The organism is Aeromonas australiensis, from assembly GCF_000819725.1.
GTDB classification, from domain to species: domain Bacteria; phylum Pseudomonadota; class Gammaproteobacteria; order Enterobacterales; family Aeromonadaceae; genus Aeromonas; species Aeromonas australiensis.
On sequence record NZ_CDDH01000112.1, the window covers coordinates 102,520 to 118,784 of the forward strand.

Genomic DNA, 16,265 nt, shown 5'->3' on the forward strand with positions numbered 1-16,265 from the left:
TGACGCGGCCAACAAGATACCTGCCAGCTCGTTCAGGCTCAAGGGAAAGCAGGGGCGTGGTGCGGTAAAGCTTGATCGGGATCAGCTGGCTGGGCTGGTCAACCTGTGGTTGCCAGCCCGGGACTATCAGCGGTGCAGTTCGCCAGCCCGCTCCGGCTGATAGACCACTTCCAGAATTTCGACCTCGATGTGACGGCCTGCGGGCCCCGGCCAGGCGATGCTGTCGCCCACTTTCAGACCGAGCAGGGCGCTACCCACCGGCGCCAGTACCGAGATGTTGCTCTCGTCACCCTTGGCATCGCGCGGGTAGACCAGGGTGAGGCAGAACTCGTTGCCGCTGCTTGGCATCTTGAAGCGCACCTTGCTGTTCATGGTGACCACGTCCGGCGGCATGTCGGCCGGTTCACGGATCTCGGCGCGGTCCAGCTCCTCTTGCAGGGCCAGATGCTGCGGGTGGTTGCCGAGCAGTTGTTCGATACGGTCCAGATCAAGGCTGGAGATAACCAGATGAGGTTGTTTCATAAGATATTCCTTATCAATAGCGGAGAGGGCCATACCGGCGGGTGCAGGTTGGCCATCACACAAAGTGTTACAAAAATGGATTCAACAGGTTCAATCGATTGAAAATGCCATGCCCCCAAGCGACTCGCGGCCGAAGGAGCGAGGCGGGGGCTCAGCAGGGTGTGAGCAAATGCGAGGAAATAGCGAGTATTTTCATGGGGCTACCATAACCATTCTGGCCTGCCTTGGCAACCGCGATTGAGTGACTACTCAGGAGCCTGATAGTTGTACTGACGGATGATCCGCGTGAGCGTGCCATCACGGCGCATCTCGTTGATGGTCGCTTGCCAGCGCTGCGCCTCCTTGAGGGGAAAATCCTTGTGAGCGGCAATAAATAACTGGGTACGCATAAGGATTTCGCCGGGTACCAACTTTGCCGTAGAGGATCCCTCTTGCTGTTGGTGATAGAGGATTGCGTTCCAGGCGGCGACCCAGGCATCGATGCGGCCCCGCTTGAGCTTGCTGGCGTTCAGCCGCTCATCCGCCACAGTCTGCCCTGTGAGTCCCGTCCGTTGTTTGAGCAGATGCTGGCCGAAGGAGTGGCGCAGTACGCCCACATCCAGCGGCTTTAAGTCGCTGCTTTGCAATGGGGTCGGATAAAAGCGGCGATCGCTGACAATCAAAAACTGCTCGTCCAGGATCGGAGCTATCCACTGGTAGAGGTGCTCCCGTTGGCTGCTCCGGACGGGGGGGGCCAGCAGCACATCTTTGCGGTGAACTGTCTGGGCCAGTGCCCGAGGCAGTGGCATCAACTCGATTGTCAGTGGTTCATCCAATCTGCGGGCAACCTCCTTGATGATCTCGATAGTGACACCACCTGGATCGCCATCTTTGGTCCGCATGACATAGGGGGGGATCTCAGCTGCCACCAGCACAATAGCCTGGGCGCCGGTATTCACCAGCATGAGCAGCAAGGTAAGCAAAGGCAGGCAGAGAGCGCGCATCAGGGTCGTTGAGCCAAGGTTGGATGCCCAGAGTGTACCATTCCTGCCTGCATTGTCGCGTTACCTACAGAAGGGTTGGGAGCTCAGTCGAAGAAATCGCGTATATCGCGCATGTCGTAATCCGCGAGTTGCTGCCAGGGGAGCTGAGCAGGCAGCTTGCGCAGGACCACCGCCATCCGGTAGCTGCGATAGCCGTCAAGACTGGCCGACTCGACTACCAGCGGGATCTGCCACTGACTGGACCAGAGGATACGGGTACGTAGCAGACCTTCCCGTTGTTCATACCAGCGGGCCTGCTCGGGGGCGGCCTCATCCAGCGGGGTCATCCCCTCGATCAGGGCCGGGTTGACGAGATGGCGGATCCGCGCCCAGTCGGCTTTGAAGGCCACCTGACCATACTCTTCTACCGGTACCTCAACCAGCTGGTTGTGCCAGCTGTCGGCATAACGCAGTTGCAACTCACCCTCATCACTGCGGCTGACCCAGCGGGCTGCCATCTGGTGGCTAAAGTGTTTGTGACCGGGCTGGGCATCATGCGTGGTGTGATAGGCCCGGGCGAGGGGCAGGGGAATGAGCCGTTGACTCCATATCTGATTGCCCACGCGCAGCCATTTCTCTTGCCAGATGTGCTCTCTGGTGATGCCGTCACTGCCGGTGTGCCGGTCGTGATAGCTGATCCGGGCAGCGAGATCCGGGGGCGCGTTGTCGGCATAAAGGGGGAGGGAGGTCAGGGAGCAAAGTAACCATATAAATAGAGATGATCGCATCATGTATTGTCGCTCGAAAGGGCTAGGCCCGGGTGCGATGAGAAGCCCCGGGCCCCTGCTGCTTACAGGCCGAGCGCCTCCCGCAGTTTGCCAAATACCTTGGTGTTATCCAGCGTGCCTTTGAAGCGGTTGCTGCCGGCGCCATCGGCAAACAGCATCACATCGCCGCCGCCATGGGTCTCGGAGCCGAGCTTGACCCCCGTCTCCTGCAGATAACCATCGGCCATCACCTCCTCGCTGGTGAGGGTCGGGCGCACGTCCGGGCGGTTGGGGCCATTGCCGAATACCAGGGTGGTGAAGGGTTTACCATCCACATCGTTCTGGGTCGAGCCGTCGCTGTTTTTGACCAGATCCAGCACAGGGTTTCCTTTGGCGGCGTAGCCGTTGATGGTCATGGTGTGGTCATGGTCAGCGGTCACCACGATCAGAGTGTTACCGAGATCAACTTTGCCGAGCGCCGTTTTGACCGCTTCATCCAGTGCCACCGCATCGGTGAGCGCGCGTTTGGCATTGGTGCCATGCAGGGCGTGATCGATCCGTCCCCCCTCGACCATCAGGAAGTAACCCTGGCTGTTCTGGCTCAGCAGATCGATCGCCTTGGCGGTCATGTCGGCGAGGGATGGTTGGGTGCTGGCCTCCCCTTTGGCGACGCGATCCAACTCGTAGTCGAGGTGGGATCTGCTGCTGAACAGCCCGAGCAGCTTGCCGTTGGTGACGCTGGCCAGCTCGTCCTTGCCGGTGACATAGCGATAGCCCTGCGTCTGCAGTTCTGCGGTGAGATCCCGGCCATCGGCACGGCCTCTTTTATTGCTGGTACTGTACGGGGTCCAGTGGTTGGCTCCACCGCCCATCAGCACATCGACCCCATCCCCCAGCGCCTGGTTATAGCCAGCGCCCCCCGGCACTGCTTGTGCGGCGATGTCATAAGCGGCATCCCGATGGCAGATGTGGGCGTAGGTGGCCGCCGGGGTAGCATGGGTCAGCTCGGTGGTGGTGACGGCCCCGACCGATTTGCCCGCTGCCTTGGCCAGCTCCAGGATGGTGGGCACCGGCTTGCCGTTGTCGCTGCTGCAATTGTTGATGGTTTTGTTGCCGTTGGCGTCTTTGCCCGGGGCCACCGCCCTGGTATCGCTGCTCATGGCGATCACTTCGTTGTTCATCTTGACCCCGGTGGTATAGGCCGCCATTGAGGGGGCCGAGTCGGTGGTCTGGGCATCGTTGGAGAAGGTCTTGATGCGGGCACTGCGCGCCAGCTTCATCATCTCCAGATCCCCCTCCTCCCCCACCTTGAACAGGCGGGCTGCGGTGAGTACGGAAGGCCCCATACCGTCACCGATAAAAAGAATGACGTTTTTGGCATCACCGGCCTGTGCCTGGGAGGTTGCGCCCAGCGCACTGAACAGGGCGGCGCAGACCAGCGTGTGCTTGATGGATGTGTTCATCTGTTTGCTCATAAAAGTGCTCCTTACAGCTTGGCTACAGCCTTGATCTTGCTAAACACGGCGGTGTTATCGAGTGAGCCATGGAAGCTGTCAGCTCCCTTGCCGATGGCACCGAGGAAGACATCGGTACCGCCGTGGGTCTCGTTACCGATCTCGCCTACCTTGACCACTACCTCCTGGTGATAGTCGTCGGCAGAGACGGTGGCGTCATCCAGTGGGGCAACGCTGCTGCGTGGGCCATCCACCCGGTTGTAGCCGTTGCCAAAACCGATAATGGTGTAGGGCATGCCCTCGCTATCCTTGCTTGGCTCGTTAGTCTCGTAGTTTTTCACCAGCCCGAGCACGCCCGGATTATCGGCGGTGGTCTTGCCAGTGCGCTTGGCGTAGCCGTTGAGCACGAGCGTGTGGTCGTGGTCGGCGGTGACTACGATCAGGGTGTTTTGCAGCTCGGGGTCGCTCTTTTTCACCTCGTCGATGGCGGCCTTGATGGCGTTGTCGAAGGCGAGGGTATCTTGCAGTGCCCGCTTGGCATTGGTGTCGTGCAGGGCGTGGTCGATGCGGCCCCCTTCCACCATCAGGAAGTAACCCTTCTCCTTACCCTTGAGCTGCTTGATGGCGGCCAAGGTCATCTGGGCCAGTGACGGCTCGCTGGCGGGGCGGTCCAGCTCATATTTCATGTGGCTCGAACCAAACAGACCCAGCAGCGGCTTGCCCGCATCGGCCTGGTTCAGCTCATCGAGGTTGCTGGCAAACTGGTAGCCCTTGGCCTGCATTTCGCTGATGAGGTTGCGGCCATCCTCCCGCTTGCCCTTGTCAGCTTTGGGCAGGAAGACGTTACTGCCACCACCAAGCACCACATCCAGCCCCTCCTTGAGGGCGCTGTTGTAGCCTTTGCCGCCCGGTACCAGCTGGGCGGCGATCTCTGCTTCCAGATCCCGATTACAGATATGGGCATAGGTGGCCGCCGGGGTGGCGTGGGTGACCCGGGTGGTGGTGACGATCCCTGTGCCGCGACCATCGGCCTTGGCCAGCTCCAGCAGGGTAGTTACCGGTTTGCCGGCGCTCTTGCTGCAGTCGCTCTCATAGGTAGCGTCGCTGTCCATGCTGATGACGCCGTTGTTGCTCTTGACCCCGGTCATGTAGGCCGCCATGGAGGGGGCCGAGTCAGTGACCTGGGCATTGTGGGAGAAGGTTTTGATAAAGGCCGTCTCCGGCAGGGTATCTATGGTGAGATCTCCCTCTTCACCGACCCCGTAGATGCGGGCCGCCGTCAGGGTGTTGAGACCCATGCCGTCACCGAGGAAGAAGATGACGTTGGTGGGTTGGGTTGCTGGCTTGGTCGCCACCGTGTCACTGTCTGAATTGCAGCCGGCAGCCAGGGCGGCGCCGATCATCACTGCAACTCCTGCCATTTTTCTCATTGGTTTGCTCCTTGTAAAACCTGAGCGCAGCCTAGAGGTAATAGATGACACTTTTGCTGAATCTCTGTGACGCTTGTATGACGTGACGAAGTAAATGTTACTTTATATCAATATCTTATCTATTGACTGGGGTGACGACACGCCACCTTGGCGGGCGGTTTTCTCTGTCCGGTGGGTTTGCTGATTTATAGGGCTGGTGGCTAGAATGACCTGTCAAAATGGGCACGCAGCAGGTAAAATGCGCCCCCTTCGTTCGATGCCCGCGGCAGAGCGCCTGTTGTTTTATGGGCGTGCCAGCAGCCCCCACAGAGAGTAACGGATATGTCCATCAACTGGTTCCCCGGCCACATGCACAAGGCCCGCAAAGAGATTGCCGAGGTCATGCCCCAGGTCGATGTGATCATCGAGATGCTCGATGCCCGCATCCCCTTCTCCAGCGAAAACCCGCTGGTGCCCGAGCTGCGTGGTGATACCCCGGTGATCAAGGTGCTCAACAAGGCGGACCTGGCCGATCCGGCGATCACCGATCTGTGGGTGGCGCACATGGAAAAAGAGAAGGGGATCAAGGCACTGCCGCTTACCCAGCAAGAGCCTACGATGATCAAGCAACTGCTAACCCTCTGCCACGAGATGCTGCCGGAGCGCAATTTTGAGCTGCGCGGCGTGCGGGCCATGATCATGGGGATCCCCAACGTGGGCAAATCCACCCTGATCAATACCCTGGCCGGACGCATCATTGCCCGCACCGGTAACGAGGCGGGGGTGACCAAGTCCCAGCAGCGGATCAAGCTGGATAACAACGTCATCCTGACCGATACCCCGGGTTTCCTCTGGCCCAAGCTCAACCCGCCCTCCTGCGGTTATCGTCTGGCCGTGACTGCCGCCATCAAGGACACCGTGTTCGACTATGCCGATATCGCCATGTTCGCCGCTGACTACTTCATCAAGGCCTATCCGGAGCGGATCAAGGCGCGCTACCAGATTGACGAGTTGCCCGAGACCGAGATCGAGCTGCTGGAGATGATCGCCCGCCAGCGGGCGTTTATGCGCAAAGGGGGGCTGGCCGACCTGCACAAGGCGTCCGAGATCCTGATCAACGAATTCCGCTCAGGACAGCTGGGGCGCATCTCGCTGGAGACGCCGGAGATGGTGAGCGTCGAGATTGTCGAAGCGGCTGCCGAGGCCGAGCAAAAAGCCAAAGAAAAAGCCGAGCGGGAAGAGGAGCGTCAGGCCCGCGCCCGTCGCAAGTACGCCCGCAAGCGGCAGAAATAGTTACCTTCAGGCATCCCAAGCTTGCCTGACAACCAGCGAGCTTGTGTGACCGAGATGACGAAACCAGAAGAGGCGACCCCGGGGTCGCCTCTTCGGTTTTATCTGGTGAACTTTACGCCCGATCCTGATGGCGTCCCCGTGCTTCAAAGCCATGCCCTCAAAGCCATGCCATCAACCGAAGCGGTGGCGTGCCGTCGCAAACAGCGACATATGCAGCGGGATCAGCTGTTGCCAGTCGCGGCGATAGCCGCCACCGGGCACCGCTGCGATGGGGACTCCGTGCTGCAGTGCGTAGTCAAACACCATGGCATCGCGCAGGCGAACCCCTTCATCGCTCAGGGAGAGATAGCCAAGCTCGTCGGCATGATGCACATCGACGCCCGCCTGATAGAGGATGAGATCCGGCGAATAGAGCCGCAGTGCCAATGAAAGCGCCTGTTGCAGTGTGGTGAGATAAGCATCATCTGCCATGCCGCTTGGCAGCGGAAAGTCGAGGTGAGAAGTGGCTTTGTGGTGGGGGAAGTTGTGCTCCCCATGGAGGGAGAGGGTGATGATATCGCGCCGCCCATAGCACAGGGCCGCACTGCCATCCCCTTGATGCACATCGAGATCGACGATCAGCACCTGTTCACAACGCGATTCGTCGAGGCAAGCCTGGGCGGCAATCACCAGATCGTTGAACAGACAAAAGCCGCTGCCGTGATCCCGATGGGCATGATGATAGCCACCGGAGATCTGCAAGCCGCAGCCCTGCTCAAGGGCATGGCGGCTGGCGGCAATGGTTGCGCCCACCGAGCGCAGGGTGCGCTCTATCAGCATGGGTGACCAGGGAAAACCGATCTTGCGGATGGCGCGCTCTGCAAGCTGGCCGCTCAGGGCTGCCGCGACATAATCAGCATCGTGAATGCGACAGATCTCTTCACATGTTGCCGCCTGTGCCTCAGCAAGGGGATAACCCCGGGCCTGCAACAGCTCAAACAGCCCCTGATACTTGGCCAGCGGGAAGCGATGGCGTTCGGGCAGGGTCAGGGCGGAGTAGAGGGGGTGATAGAAAATCTGCAGCGACATCAGCGCATCACTCCATAAGGCCAGAGAGCAAATCGGCTATGAAAAAGGGGAGCCTGGCTCCCCTGGTCATACCCGAAGGTCGGGATGAGCGCTGCAGATTACTGCTGCTGGATCACCCAGATCTGGAAGGCTTTACGGGTTTCCGCATCGGCCTTGTTGTACCAGTTTTGCAGCTGGGTCAGGGCTTCCGGGTTGCTCTGGGCCTTGCTGGGGGCAACCTGAACCGGTGCGCTGGCGGCAGCCATTACGGCGGCGGAGGAGACAGCAACAGTTTTGGGCTGGTTAAAGGCTTTGCCCATATTGACCAGCTCTTGCTGATAGTCACGGGTCAGCTGGAAGCCCTCTACTTTCGGCATCACGAACTGTTCGCTGCTCACTTGCTGGCCGGTGACCTTGTCCTTCAGCGCCACTCTCTGATCTTTGACAAACTGCTTGGCTTCGGCTTCGTTACGGGGCTTTTTATAGTCCAGCACCAGCTGCTGATTGTCGGCGGCGGTAAAGTTGAGCACCAGCGGTTCGGCGGTGACCAGCTTGATGTCGTTACGGCTGGAGTAGTTGCCTTCAAAGGCGATGACCAACTGGTGTTTGCCAGCAGAGAGGGGGAAGGTGCTGGTTTTATCGAGCAGCTTGGGGTTAATGGATTGACCATCGATCAGCTGCACGACATAAGGGTTGGTCACTTCCAATTGGGCATTGGCCAGGGCGCTACCGGCCCACAACAGACCAGCCAGCGCCGGTACCAGAACAGTCAGTTTCATTTCATCTCCTTGAACAGTCAGGCGATTGCCCACTGAAAACAGGGGCTCATTTTTACAGGTTTGGCCTACAGCGGCAATGGCTCTTTCTGGCGGTCATAGCGCGGCTACTATCTGCATAAAAATCAATAAGGGGTGGTGTGATTACTCGATCCGTCGCGTAAAGGGTGGGAGTGCATCAAGTAGCCCCTTGCCATAACGCTTGGTGAGCAGCCGCCGGTCCAGAATGGTGACCCGCCCCCGATCGGCCTCTTTGCGGATAAGGCGGCCACAGGCTTGAATGAGTTTGCGAGAGGCTTCCGGCACCGTCAGCTGCAAGAACGGGTTGCCGCCACGTTGCTGGACCCACTCGGCTGTGGCCTCTTCCACCGGCGAGTTGGGCACTGCAAAGGGGAGCTTGGTGATCACCAGATTGGTCAGATAGTGGCCCGGCAGATCCAGCCCCTCCGAGAAGCTGCCGGTGCCAAACAGAATACTGGCCTGACCGCCATCGCATTTTTGCTTGTGCAGGGTGAGCAGGGCATTACGGGAAGCTTCCCCCTGTACCAGCAGTGACAGCCCCTTGGCGCGCAAGCCCGCCGCCACCTCATTCATCTGGCGATAGGAGGAGAAGAGCACCAGGCTTGCCTCCTTGCCCGCCAACATGCGCGGCAGCACGCTGACAAGTTCGCTAGTAAAGTCGGGCGAGTTGGGTTCGTGCGCCATCTTGGGCAGATAGAGTTCGGCTTTCTGATACTCAAAAGGGGAGCGCAGGCGCAGATAGCGGGTGCCATCGTGCTCTTTGAGCCCCACCTGATGGCGAAAATAACTAAAGGAGGAGAGGGCGGTGAGGGTCGCCGAGACCAGTACGGCCCCCAGACATTTCGACCAGAGCCACTCCTCCAGCAGATAACCCACCTCTATCGGTGAAGCATGCAGCCAGATATCGCCGTCATCGCTTTTGGCCATCCAGCGGGCGAGCGGTGTTTTGCCAGTCGGAATGTGGCGCCCCAGCATCTCCCACAGGGCGCAGAAGCTCTCCAGCCGCTGCAGATGAAAACCGCTTTCGGCCAGCAGGGGTTCTGCCTCCTTGCGGCGGATCTCGCCATCTTTCAGCGCTTCACCTATGGCCCCTTGCATCCGATCCAGCGCCCGCAGCGCCTTCTTGCTCGACTCTTTGAGATTCTCCGCCAGCATCGGCAGGGGATCCGGCAGTACTCCTTCGGCGAAGCGGTAGTGGGGTTCACCGTCAAACAGCCGATCGTTGGCGGCAAGCCACTGCTCGACTGCTTTGAGGTCCGGCTGGATCGAGGCCAGGGCATCCTGCAGTTTGAGCTGGGGGTCCAGCAGGCTCTCCTTATTAAGGGTGCGTGCCAGCTTGCCAGCACTCTGTACCAGCTTCTCCAGCCAGCGGCGCGAGCCTTTGACGCTGGCCGACGCCGCGCCGTGATCCCGGGCGATGGTGGGCAGATGATGGGCCTCATCCAGCACATAGATGCACTCATCGGGGGGCGGCAGAATGATGCCGCCTCCCATGGTGAGATCGGAGAGCAGCAGCGCATGGTTCACCACCAGCACATCGGCGCTCTCCATGTCGTTGCGGGCGCGATGAAAGGGACAGTGCTGGTGATGGCTCAGCGCCTTGTTGCAGGTGTGGCGGTCGGCGGCGATGCGATCCCAGCAAGTGTCGGGAATGGGCTCTGGCCAGTTGTCCCGATCCCCGTCCCATTTACCTTCGGTGTAGGCCTGCCACAGCGCCCGGTAGCGATCCTTGTCGCTGTCAGAGGGCTTGGATTTGCTCAGACTGCCCGTATTTTGCAGAAAAAAGTCGAGCTCGAAGTTGGCCAGCTCGGCGCCACTGGCTGCCTGCTCCAGCAGATGCTCGCAGCAGTAACGCTGACGCCCCTTGACCAGCATAAAGCGAAACGGCAGCTCGCTATGGCGGTGGTAAAAAGGGAGGTCTTTGTGGATCAGCTGCTCTTGCAGGGCCACGGTGGCGGTGGAGATCACCAGCTTCTTCTGGGTGAGCCGCGCCACCGGAATGGCGCCCTGCGCATAAGAGAGAGATTTGCCGATCCCTGTGCCCGCTTCGGCCACCAGGATCCGGCGCTGCTTGTCGTACTCGCCGGTCAGGGTTTTGGCTATCTCTGCCACCAGAAAGTTCTGCTCTTTGCGCGGCACAAAACCGGGCAAGCCATCGGCAATCTGGCGATAAGTTTGACGAATGGTGGCTTTAAGGCGAGTAGAGAGCATGAAGAGAGAGCCAAATTGGGGGTTAATGAGAGACAAGGATACCCGCAACCCCTTGCTAAGGTCGAGGCAGCAGCCATTATCACCGCAGTTTCTCGCTGTTTCGACCTGATTGGTGCTTTATCAGGTAATTGGCGTTGCTCGTATGTAAAACATGCTGTTTAAGGCTAAAACACCAGCGAAACAGAGTGAAAACGTTTTCTGTTGCAACCGGAGTGCCGGTGAGATCTGGCTCACATTTTTGCCTCCATGACTATGGTTTGCGTAAAAAGTTCCAAGTTTTTTCATTGCGGTTCAAAAAGTCCGGTGCTAGTCTCGCCGACATAGTGATGCAAAGAACATCGCTAACACAGGGAATAACAACAACTTAGTGTTTAATTACAGTAGGCATTGGAAACTATGAAAAAGACAATTCTGGCTATTGCTATTCCGGCTCTGTTTGCATCCGCCGCTAACGCAGCAGTGATCTATGACAAAGACGGTACCACTTTCGACGTATACGGCCGTGTACAGGCTAACTACTACGGTGAGCACGATGAAGTTGATGGTGAATTGCAAGGTCAAACCCGTCTGGGTTGGTCTGGCAAAGTTGCTCTGAACAACACCTGGTCTGCTTTTGCCAAGACCGAGTGGCAAGTTGCTGCTGAAAACTCCGGTTTCAAAACCAGCGATATCGACCCGCGTCATATCTACGTCGGTTTTGACGGTTCCCAGTACGGTAAAGTGCTGTTCGGCCAGACCGATACTGCTTACTACACCGGCCTGATTGAAAAGACCGATATCTTCAACGAGTGGGGTTCTGAAGGGAACGCTTACGGCGGTCGTCAAGAAGGTCAGGTTATTTACATGGGCAAATGGGGCGGCTTCTTTGCTAACGCCTCTTATCAGACCAACGATGACAAGGCTGAGTTGGAATTCGGTTCTGACAACAACGGTAAGCCTGTTGCTCTGGCCTCCAAGCTGGACAAAGGTTATGCCACCAGCATCGGTTATGACTTCGACTTCGGTCTGGGGCTGGCCGCTGGTTACGCCAAGAATGATTACAAATCCAATGCCGGTGTGAAGAGCGATAAAGAAGATTGGGCCCTGGCTGCTTCTTACTCCATCAACGGCTTCTATTTCGCAGGTCTGTATAACGAAAGTCAGGTCACTCGTGGCAATGAAGAAGTTGACTACAAAGGTTATGAGCTGGCAGCTACCTACAACGTTGATGCCTGGACTTTCTTGACCGGTTACAACTTCTCCAAAATCGACAGTGTGACCACTGGTTCTGCTGTTAAAGTCGGTGATCTGGCTGACTACACCTACCTGGGTGTTCAGTATGCCTTCACTTCCAAGCTGAAAGCTTATACCGAGTACAAGATCGTTGGTCTGAATGACAAAGACGACGAGTGGACTGTTGCTCTGCAGTACAACTTCTAATAAGTTGCATATGAGTAATACCCTGGCTTGAGTCTTTGACCGAGCTACGAATGGCCGAGATGAACTCTCGGCCATTTTTGTTTTTGGCTTTGGCACTGCACTGGGTTGTGATTGGACAGGAGGAAGGGGCTGTCGTCTCAATCTGGTTTGGTGAACGATGCAGGATATAACGCTGCTCGATAAGATCGCATGTGTTGGCTGTTGGCTGTTGGCTGTTGGCTGTTGGCTGTGCGATAGCTGGGATAGCCACAGGTGGTGGTTATCAAGCCATGGCCTGGAGAGCCGGCGCCAACCCGCTGGTATCACCATGGCTGTTGTGGCTGAACAGAGCAAGGCCACCAGACGGGGCGACTGACGCTGCGGTCGTATTGGCTGTCGATCTGTAGTGGCACCAGACCCATCGTCTACACTCGGTTACCCTGCAGCAAAATCGTCTTGAACCTAAGCCGTTGGCTCGGGAGCGGGCCTGACATCTTGCCAGCTGCACCTTGCTGGAGAGCGCCCACCCCGCTAATCCTCCCACTGATCCATTTGCGCTAAAGCTTGTCCCTCCTTGGCCGATACCCCTTGTGAGATCGTCTGGAGGGCAAGCAATTGAACGCTTGGGTGTTGGGGTTGGTCAGCATATCGGTGAGTATGCAGTTACAGGCTGGGGTAACCGAATTCGGTGCCGGTCTGGATCAATCCATCTGGCGTTTGACCTCCGATAGCCAGATTGAGTGCCGCCTTGAGCACCCTATTCCCAACTGGGGTACCGGGGCCTTTGTCAGCCGCGCCGGGCGCAAGATCAACCTCGACTTCGAGCTCAAGGGCAAGCGGCCACAGGCCCAGACCCAGACGGTAAGCCTTGGCATCATGCCACCCATGTGGCGCCCCGGTATCGCCGGGCGAGAAGTGAGCCAGCTGCGCTTCTATCAGCAGTTTGATGGGCTGGTGGATGGCCAGACCGCCTGGACCATGCTCGACGAGCTGGAAGGGGGGCGGATGCCGACCTTCCAGTATCGGGACTGGTATCGCCAGAACCGGGCTGTGCGGGTTTCTCTCTCCTCGGTTAACTTTCGGGTCAAATATCAGGCCTTTATCGACTGTCTGAGCGGGCTCTTGCCCTACAGCTTCAACGATATCGCCTTTAGCGTGCTCACCTATGACAAGAACAGCGATCAGCTCTCCATCCCCTCCAAACGGCGGTTGGCGATGATCAGCGAGTTCGTCAAGGCGGACAAGAGCATCGATGTGGTGGTGATCAATGCCTACAGCGATAGCTATGGTGGCCGCTGGCCGAACCAGAAGCTCTCCGAGCGGCGGGCTGATGCCATCAAGAAGGTGTTTGTCGATCTGGGGCTGGAGCCCGGCAAGATCTCGGTAGAGGGGCATGGCGAGCGGCGGCATGTTACCTCCAATGAAACGGAACAGGGGCGCGGCAAGAACCGGCGGGTGGTGATCAGCATGGGGCGCAACGGCGAGATATAGCCAGAAAGTCAAATCAGACAAACATAAAAAAGAGCGCATCTGCGCTCTTTTTTGATCCTGCCATTCGGCAGCGGGATGAGGGTAGCTTAGACGCTGTCACCCAGGCCGGTACCGGCATCTTTCTTGGCGATCAGTTCAATCTTGTAACCGTCCGGATCTTCGACGAAGGCGATGACGGTGGTGCCACCCTTGACCGGGCCCGGCTCGCGGGTGATCTTGGCACCGGCGGCACGCAGGGCGTCGCAAGTGGCATAGATGTCGTCCGCTTCCAGCGCGATATGACCGTAGGCGGAGCCCAGTTCGTACTCGCTCACCCCCCAGTTGTAGGTCAGCTCGATTACCGCTTCATCCTTCTCGTCACCGTAGCCAACGAAGGCCAGGGTGTACTTGTACTCGCTGTTCTCGCTCTTGCGCAGCAGCTTCATGCCGAGCACGCGGGTGTAGAAGTCGATGGAGCGTTGCAGATCGCCGACACGCAGCATGGTATGCAGAATTCTCATTGCTCAGTTCTCCGGGTTGGTGATGTGTACTGCTTTCAATCTCGGTTGCGAGGCTATCAGCTTTCTGGATAGACCTTCTCTTTATACTCGCACAGGTCCTCGATGATACAGGAACCGCTGCCGCGGATGTTTGCGAGCGAGACAGGTAGGACGGTTGTGGCGCCCAGTCATTCAGCTCTCTGGATAGACCTTCTCTTTATACTCGCACAAGTCCTCGATGATACAGGAGCCGCTGCCGCGGATGTTTGCGAGCGAGACAGGTAGGACGGTTGTGGCGCCCAGTCATTCAGCTCTCTGGATAGACCTTCTCTTTATACTCGCACAGGTCCTCGATGATACAGGAACCACAACGGGGCTTGCGAGCCAGACAGGTGTAACGCCCGTGCAGGATCAGCCAGTGGTGAACATCCAGCTTGAACTCGGCGGGTACCACTTTGAGCAGCTTCTCCTCCACCTGATCCACATTCTTGCCTACCGCAAAGCCGGTGCGGTTCGAGACCCGGAAGATATGAGTATCGACGGCGATGGTGGGCCAGCCAAAGGCGGTGTTGAGCACCACATTGGCGGTCTTGCGGCCGACGCCGGGCAGGGCTTCCAGCGCTTCGCGGTTCTCCGGCACCTCGCCACCGTGGCGCTCCAGCAGGATGTTGCAGGTCTTGATGACATTCTCGGCCTTGGTATTGAACAGGCCAATGGTCTTGATGTACTCCTTGAGCCCCTCCACCCCGAGCTCCAGCATCCCTTGCGGGGTGTTGGCCACCGGATAGAGCTTGTCGGTCGCCTTGTTGACGCTGACATCGGTCGCTTGCGCCGAGAGCAGCACGGCAATCAGCAGCTCAAACGGTGAGTTGAAGTTGAGCTCTGTGGTGGGGTGGGGGTTGTTTTCCCGCAGTCGCTCCAGGATCTCTCTGCGTTTCTGGTTGTTCATACCTTGCGTCCGATCATAGCTCGGTCGCCCGCACCCGCGCCGGAGCGACGTGACCTTGACCCACTGTGGTTGCTTGCTTGCGGTCACGCCAGTCGTTGATGGCGTTCTTGGCGGCGATCAGCAGCCCCAATCCGATAAATCCGCCAGGTGGCAGTATCGCCAGCAGCAGGCTGGCATCGGCGTGGAACAGCTCGATGCGCAGTGATGTGGCCCACTCGCCCAGCAGCAGCTCGGCCCCATCAAACAGGGTGCCCATGCCGATGATCTCGCGCATGCCGCCCAGTATCAATAGCACCAGAGTAAAGCCAAGGCCCATCATCAGGCCGTCGAGGGCCGCCAGCAGCGGCGGATTTTTGGAGGCATAGGCCTCGGCGCGGCCGATGATGACGCAGTTGGTGACGATAAGGGCGATAAAGATACCGAGCGCCTGATAGAGGCCATAGGTGTAGGCGTTCATCAGCAACTGCACGCTGGTCACCAGCGAGGCGATGATCATCACATAGACAGGTATACGAATATCCTTCGGCACCCAGTTGCGCACCAGCGAGACCGCAAGGTTGGAGCTGACCAGCACCACCATGGTGGCAAGGCCCAGCCCCAGCGCATTGGTAAAGGTGGAGGAGACGGCGAGGGTCGGGCAGAGCCCCAGCACCTGTACCAGCGAGGGGTTGTTCTTCCACAACCCCTGTACCATCAGCTCCTTGAGCTCGCCCTTGCGGCTTTCCAGCTCGGCAATCGGGGCTGCGCCCGCTTCAATCTGTTCCATCTGGTTCATGATGGCTCGACTCCGTTAGTTCGCCGCCGGACAAGCCGGGGCCTTGCTGAGCAGCTCGGGTTGCTCCTGCTGCAGTGTCAGCAGGTTCTTCACTGCCTTGACCACGGCGCGCGGGGTGATGGTGGCGCCGGTAAAGGCATCGAACTCGCCGCCATCCTTCTTCACCGCCCATTGTGACTCGTTGTCGCGGGTCAGAAATTTTCCGGCAAAGCTGTTGATCCAGCCCGACTTTTTCAGCTCGATCTTGTCACCCAGGCCAGGTGTTTCGTTGTGAGCGAGCACGCGCACGGCAGTGATGGTGCCCTTGGCATCAAAGCCTGCCACGATGCGGATTGCCCCGCTATAGCCATCCGGGGCGACCGCCTCCAATGCATAGCCGGTCACCACGCCATTCTTGCTGGCGGTATAGAGGGCCTGTGGCTGACTGCTGCCCAGATACTTGCTGCTGGTCACCAGCTTGCAGCTGGCCACCAGATCGTTGTCATAGCTCCCCTCTGGCAGCAATACCGAGAGGGTCTGTTGCTTCTCCAGCTGCTGCTGGTGGGCGATTTTATCCTTGGTCAGCTCGTTGGTCAGTACCACCAGCGCGGTACAGCCCAGCGCGAACATCGCCAGGATCAGGCCGTTCTTGCGCATGCTCTTTAACATGTCCGGGCTCCGTCAGCTGTGATGGGGGAAAAGGGTAGAAACATCATTGGCGACGGGCTCCGT

General features: G+C 58.5%; 15 protein-coding genes and 1 pseudogene. 3 read left to right on the plus strand and 13 right to left on the minus strand.

From position 1 onward, the window contains the following. Positions 1 to 126 precede the first annotated feature (126 nt). The 5 genes from rnk to BN1117_RS18580 form a co-directional block, all read right to left on the minus strand. Complete coding sequence (gene rnk, locus BN1117_RS18560) at positions 127 to 522, minus strand: nucleoside diphosphate kinase regulator (RefSeq protein WP_040099800.1); 396 nt, start codon at positions 520 to 522, stop codon at positions 127 to 129. A gap of 245 nt (positions 523 to 767) precedes the next feature. After that, on the minus strand, positions 768 to 1,505 hold the full coding sequence (locus BN1117_RS18565; protein ID WP_040099802.1) for a substrate-binding periplasmic protein: 738 nt from the start codon (positions 1,503 to 1,505) through the stop codon (positions 768 to 770). Between the two features lie 83 nt (positions 1,506 to 1,588). After that, on the minus strand, positions 1,589 to 2,275 hold the full coding sequence (locus BN1117_RS18570) for a hypothetical protein (protein ID WP_040099803.1): 687 nt from the start codon (positions 2,273 to 2,275) through the stop codon (positions 1,589 to 1,591). A gap of 59 nt (positions 2,276 to 2,334) precedes the next feature. Next, positions 2,335 to 3,726, minus strand: coding sequence for an alkaline phosphatase (locus BN1117_RS18575; protein WP_040099805.1), 1,392 nt, complete (start codon positions 3,724 to 3,726; stop codon positions 2,335 to 2,337). 11 nt (positions 3,727 to 3,737) lie between these two features. After that, positions 3,738 to 5,135, minus strand: a complete 1,398-nt coding sequence (locus tag BN1117_RS18580; RefSeq protein WP_040099807.1) for an alkaline phosphatase — start codon at positions 5,133 to 5,135, stop codon at positions 3,738 to 3,740. A 321-nt stretch (positions 5,136 to 5,456) separates the two neighbouring features. Between BN1117_RS18580 and ylqF the strand changes: the two genes are divergently transcribed. Further along, a complete protein-coding gene (gene ylqF / locus BN1117_RS18585) occupies positions 5,457 to 6,407 on the plus strand; it encodes a ribosome biogenesis GTPase YlqF (protein WP_040099809.1) in 951 nt (316 codons plus the stop codon). Between the two features lie 171 nt (positions 6,408 to 6,578). Here the strand turns inward: ylqF and BN1117_RS18590 are convergent, their stop codons facing one another. From BN1117_RS18590 to dinG, 3 genes are all read right to left on the minus strand, one after another. Further along, entirely contained in the window at positions 6,579 to 7,475 is an 897-nt protein-coding gene (locus BN1117_RS18590) for a histone deacetylase family protein (protein ID WP_040099811.1), read from the minus strand. 98 nt (positions 7,476 to 7,573) lie between these two features. Next, positions 7,574 to 8,233, minus strand: coding sequence for a YccT family protein (locus BN1117_RS18595; protein ID WP_040099812.1), 660 nt, complete (start codon positions 8,231 to 8,233; stop codon positions 7,574 to 7,576). A gap of 141 nt (positions 8,234 to 8,374) precedes the next feature. Then, on the minus strand, positions 8,375 to 10,462 hold the full coding sequence (gene dinG, locus BN1117_RS18600; RefSeq protein ID WP_040099835.1) for an ATP-dependent DNA helicase DinG: 2,088 nt from the start codon (positions 10,460 to 10,462) through the stop codon (positions 8,375 to 8,377). Positions 10,463 to 10,858: 396 nt separating this feature from the next. On the opposite strand from dinG, the gene BN1117_RS18605 reads away from it, so the two are divergent. Then, positions 10,859 to 11,881, plus strand: a complete 1,023-nt coding sequence (locus BN1117_RS18605; protein WP_040099814.1) for a porin — start codon at positions 10,859 to 10,861, stop codon at positions 11,879 to 11,881. Between the two features lie 594 nt (positions 11,882 to 12,475). Further along, complete coding sequence (locus BN1117_RS18610; protein WP_040099816.1) at positions 12,476 to 13,351, plus strand: flagellar protein MotY; 876 nt, start codon at positions 12,476 to 12,478, stop codon at positions 13,349 to 13,351. Positions 13,352 to 13,437: 86 nt separating this feature from the next. Here the strand turns inward: BN1117_RS18610 and gloA are convergent, their stop codons facing one another. From gloA to rsxG, 5 genes and pseudogenes are all read right to left on the minus strand, one after another. Further along, on the minus strand, positions 13,438 to 13,851 hold the full coding sequence (gene gloA, locus BN1117_RS18615; protein WP_040099818.1) for a lactoylglutathione lyase: 414 nt from the start codon (positions 13,849 to 13,851) through the stop codon (positions 13,438 to 13,440). A gap of 56 nt (positions 13,852 to 13,907) precedes the next feature. Then, a pseudogene (locus BN1117_RS20040) lies at positions 13,908 to 14,010 on the minus strand (endonuclease III); the annotation flags it as partial. Between the two features lie 127 nt (positions 14,011 to 14,137). Next, positions 14,138 to 14,779, minus strand: coding sequence for an endonuclease III (gene nth / locus BN1117_RS18620; protein ID WP_040099819.1), 642 nt, complete (start codon positions 14,777 to 14,779; stop codon positions 14,138 to 14,140). Between the two features lie 13 nt (positions 14,780 to 14,792). Beyond that, on the minus strand, positions 14,793 to 15,554 hold the full coding sequence (locus BN1117_RS18625; RefSeq protein ID WP_425283278.1) for an electron transport complex subunit E: 762 nt from the start codon (positions 15,552 to 15,554) through the stop codon (positions 14,793 to 14,795). Between the two features lie 15 nt (positions 15,555 to 15,569). Continuing rightward, the gene (gene rsxG / locus BN1117_RS18630; RefSeq protein WP_040099821.1) at positions 15,570 to 16,202 is read right to left on the minus strand and encodes an electron transport complex subunit RsxG; all 633 of its coding nucleotides are present in this window, start codon (positions 16,200 to 16,202) and stop codon (positions 15,570 to 15,572) included. Positions 16,203 to 16,265: the final 63 nt, after the last annotated feature.

Bases quoted from the DNA above. Each gene is read 5' to 3' on its own strand.
- dinG (WP_040099835.1), bottom strand. From the start codon at position 10,462: ATGCTCTCTACTCGCCTTAAAGCCACCATTCGTCAAACTTATCGCCAG.
- rsxG (WP_040099821.1), bottom strand. From the start codon at position 16,202: ATGTTAAAGAGCATGCGCAAGAACGGCCTGATCCTGGCGATGTTCGCG.
- BN1117_RS18570 (WP_040099803.1), bottom strand. From the start codon at position 2,275: ATGATGCGATCATCTCTATTTATATGGTTACTTTGCTCCCTGACCTCC.
- rnk (WP_040099800.1), bottom strand. From the start codon at position 522: ATGAAACAACCTCATCTGGTTATCTCCAGCCTTGATCTGGACCGTATC.
- BN1117_RS18605 (WP_040099814.1), top strand. From the start codon at position 10,859: ATGAAAAAGACAATTCTGGCTATTGCTATTCCGGCTCTGTTTGCATCC.
- BN1117_RS18595 (WP_040099812.1), bottom strand. From the start codon at position 8,233: ATGAAACTGACTGTTCTGGTACCGGCGCTGGCTGGTCTGTTGTGGGCC.
- BN1117_RS18565 (WP_040099802.1), bottom strand. From the start codon at position 1,505: ATGCGCGCTCTCTGCCTGCCTTTGCTTACCTTGCTGCTCATGCTGGTG.
- gloA (WP_040099818.1), bottom strand. From the start codon at position 13,851: ATGAGAATTCTGCATACCATGCTGCGTGTCGGCGATCTGCAACGCTCC.
- BN1117_RS18625 (WP_425283278.1), bottom strand. From the start codon at position 15,554: ATGAACCAGATGGAACAGATTGAAGCGGGCGCAGCCCCGATTGCCGAG.
- BN1117_RS18580 (WP_040099807.1), bottom strand. From the start codon at position 5,135: ATGAGAAAAATGGCAGGAGTTGCAGTGATGATCGGCGCCGCCCTGGCT.
- nth (WP_040099819.1), bottom strand. From the start codon at position 14,779: ATGAACAACCAGAAACGCAGAGAGATCCTGGAGCGACTGCGGGAAAAC.
- ylqF (WP_040099809.1), top strand. From the start codon at position 5,457: ATGTCCATCAACTGGTTCCCCGGCCACATGCACAAGGCCCGCAAAGAG.
- BN1117_RS18575 (WP_040099805.1), bottom strand. From the start codon at position 3,726: ATGAGCAAACAGATGAACACATCCATCAAGCACACGCTGGTCTGCGCC.
- BN1117_RS18590 (WP_040099811.1), bottom strand. From the start codon at position 7,475: ATGTCGCTGCAGATTTTCTATCACCCCCTCTACTCCGCCCTGACCCTG.